The following is a 3,179-nucleotide window of genomic DNA, read 5'->3' on the forward strand; positions in this document are numbered from 1 at the left end:
GTGGTGCTGGCCTACGCGGCCGCCGCCGACATACCGCGAGCGCGCCGGGCGCGCTGGGACTACGAGGTCGAATCGCCGCTGCGCGACGCGCGCGGCTTCGACCTCGGCACCCCCGGCGGCCACTCCGGCGACAACGACGTCGAGGACCTGGGCGCCGCCAACGTCATCCTCACCAACGGCGCCCGCCTCTACGTCGACCACGCGCACCCGGAGTACTCCGCGCCCGAGGTCACCAACGCGCGCGACGCGGTGATCTGGGACAAGGCGGGGGAGCGGGTGATGGAGGAGGCCGCGATGCGCGCCGCCACCGTCCCCGGCCAGCCGCGCCTGCAGCTCTACAAGAACAACGTCGACGGCAAGGGCGCCAGCTACGGCACCCACGAGAACTACCTGATGCAGCGCAGCACGCCGTTCACCGCGGTGATCGCCGGGCTCACGCCGTTCTTCGCGTCCCGCCAGGTCGTCGTCGGCTCCGGCCGCGTCGGCATCGGCGCGGCGGGCGAGGAGGCGGGCTACCAGCTGTCCCAGCGCTCCGACTACATCGAGGTCGAGGTCGGGCTGGAGACCACGCTCAAGCGCGGCATCATCAACACCCGCGACGAGCCGCACGCCGACGCGGACAAGTACCGCCGGCTGCACGTGATCATCGGCGACGCGAACCTCGCCGAGTACTCCACCTACCTCAAGTGCGGCTCCACGTCGCTGGTGCTCGACATGATCGAGGCCGGCCGCCGGTTCGACGACCTGCGGCTGCAGGAACCGGTCCGGGCGGTCCACCAGATCAGCCACGACCCGACGCTCAAGACGAAGGTCGACCTCGCCAACGGGCGCAAGTTCACCGGGTTGGACCTGCAGTTCGCCTACTACGAGCGCGCCTCGGCGTTCGTGGAGCAGGAGGGCTACGGCGACCGCGACGTGCTGCGCGTGTGGGGCGAGGTGCTCGACGCGCTGGCCCGCGACCCGCAGGAGTGCGCCGACCGGCTCGACTGGGTGGCGAAGCTGCGGTTGCTCGAAGGTTATCGCGCCCGGGACGGCCTCGCGTGGGGCTCGCCGCGGCTGTCGCTGGTCGACCTGCAGTACTCCGACGTGCGGCTGGACAAGGGCCTGTACAACCGGCTGGTGGCCCGCGGCTCGATGAAGCGCCTGGTCAGCGAGGACGAGGTCCGCGCGGCCATCCTCGCGCCGCCGGAGGACACCCGCGCCTACTTCCGCGGCCGCTGCCTGGAGCGCTACCCCACCTCGGTGGCCGCGGCGTCGTGGGATTCGGTGATCTTCGACCTCGGTCGCGAATCACTCGTCCGGATCCCCACCCTGGAGCCGCTGCGGGGGACGAAGGCGCACGTCGGAGCCTTGTTGGAGGCCTCCGACACCGCCGAGCAACTGGTCGAGGCGCTCACCAGGGGCTGATCAACAGACCCGAGTGGCAGACACAGGATGTCCTACCTGGTGGGTAGTGTTTAACTCGCAGGACCCGAAGACCGGGAGGTCGACATGGCCCAGGAACAGGTTCAGCGCCAAGGCGGCGGTGACGGCGACGAGAACGGCGACGGCGCGGCCGGCGCCGGTCAGGAACGCCGCGAGAAGCTCGGCGAGGACGTCGACGCCATTCTCGACGAGATCGACGACGTGCTCGAGGAGAACGCGGAGGACTTCGTCCGCGCATACGTGCAAAAGGGCGGCGAGTAAGAAGCCGCCGGCGGGACAGGAGAAGAACGCACACATGGACCACAGCTCGACCGGGCACTACCCGGCCGCGTCGCTGCCCCCGGCCTACCTCAGGCCGGGGTCGTCGTCGTTCACCGATTTCCTCCGCGCGCAGGCACCCGAACTGCTGCCGTCGAGCCGCAAGCTGCCCGAGGGCAGCGCGGTGCAGGCTCCGCACGGCACGACCATCGTCGCCCTCACGTTCAAGGGCGGCGTGGTCATCGCGGGCGACCGACGCGCCACGATGGGCAACGTGATCGCCCAGCGCGACATGAAGAAGGTGTTCATCACCGACGACTACTCGGCGGTGGGCATCGCGGGCACGGCGGGCATCGCGGTCGAGATCGTCCGGCTCTACGCGGTCGAGCTCCGGCACTACGAGAAGATCGAGGGCGTCTCGCTGTCGTTGGACGGCAAGGCGAACCGGCTCTCCGCGATGATCAAGGGCAACCTGGACGCCGCGCTGGCGGGCCTCGCGGTCGTGCCGCTGTTCGCGGGCTTCGACACCGACGCGCCCGACCCGGAGCGCGCCGGCCGCATCGTGTCCTACGACGTGACCGGCGGGCGGTACGAGGAGTCGCAGGGCTACCAGGCCGTCGGCTCCGGCTCGCTGTTCGCGAAGTCGGCGCTGAAGAAGCTCTACGACCCCGACGCGGACGCGGAGCTGGCCATGAAGACCGCGATCGAGGCGCTGTACGACGCGGCGGACGACGACTCGGGCACCGGCGGCCCGGACGTGATCCGCAAGATCTACCCGGTCGTCGTGACGATCACCTCCGACGGCGCGGTGCACGTGTCCGACGAGGAGACCGCCAGGTTGGCCGAGTCGGTCGTCGAGGGCCGCAAGGCCAGGCCGGCGGGCTGAGCGCCGTGCCGACCCCCATCCCCACCCGCATCCGCCGAGCCCGGGAGCCGCAGCAGTGACGATGCCGTTGTACGCCTCACCCGAGCAGATCCTCCGCGACCGCGCGGAGTACGCCCGGAAGGGCATCGCCCGAGGCCGGAGCGTCGTCGTGCTCCGGTACGCCGACGGCGTGCTGTTCGTGGCGGAGAACCCGTCCGCCACCTTGCACAAGGTGTCCGAGATCTACGACCGCATCGCGTTCGCCGCGGTCGGCCGCTACAGCGAGTTCGAGAACCTGCGCCAGGCGGGCATCCGGTTCGCCGACATCCGCGGCTATCAGAACGACCCGCGTGACGTGACCGGCCGTTCGCTGGCGAACGTGTACGCCCAGACGCTCGGTTCGATCTTCGCCGAGCAGATCAAGCCCCTCGAGGTGGAGATCTGCGTGGCCGAGGTCGGCACCCGGCCCGAGCAGGACACGCTGTACCGGCTGACCTACGACGGTTCGATCGTGGAAGAGCCGCAGTACGTCGTGATGGGCGGGCAGGCCGAGGCCACGGGCACCGCGCTGAAGGACGCTTACACCGAGGCCCAGCCGCTGGCCGACGCCGTGCGCACGGCGGTGAAGGCC

The 3,179-nt window shown here is 70.4% G+C and carries 4 protein-coding genes; all 4 read left to right on the top strand.

The features are described 5' to 3' along the window. Positions 1–1,407, top strand: a 1,407-nt coding sequence (gene dop, locus AB0G02_RS32805; RefSeq protein WP_360802005.1) for a depupylase/deamidase Dop, incomplete at its 5' end; no start/stop codon positions are given. 84 nt (positions 1,408–1,491) lie between these two features. Continuing rightward, entirely contained in the window at positions 1,492–1,686 is a 195-nt protein-coding gene (locus tag AB0G02_RS32810) for a ubiquitin-like protein Pup (RefSeq protein WP_053716644.1), read from the top strand. A gap of 34 nt (positions 1,687–1,720) precedes the next feature. Next, positions 1,721–2,569 carry a proteasome subunit beta gene (gene prcB, locus AB0G02_RS32815; protein ID WP_360802008.1) on the top strand — a complete coding sequence of 283 codons (849 nt, stop codon included), beginning with the start codon at positions 1,721–1,723 and terminating at the stop codon, positions 2,567–2,569. 55 nt (positions 2,570–2,624) lie between these two features. Beyond that, the coding region (gene prcA, locus AB0G02_RS32820; protein WP_360802011.1) for a proteasome subunit alpha at positions 2,625–3,179 on the top strand (555 nt) is incomplete at its 3' end.

The organism is Actinosynnema sp. NPDC023658 (assembly GCF_040639995.1).
Classification (GTDB): Bacteria; Actinomycetota; Actinomycetes; order Mycobacteriales; family Pseudonocardiaceae; genus Actinosynnema.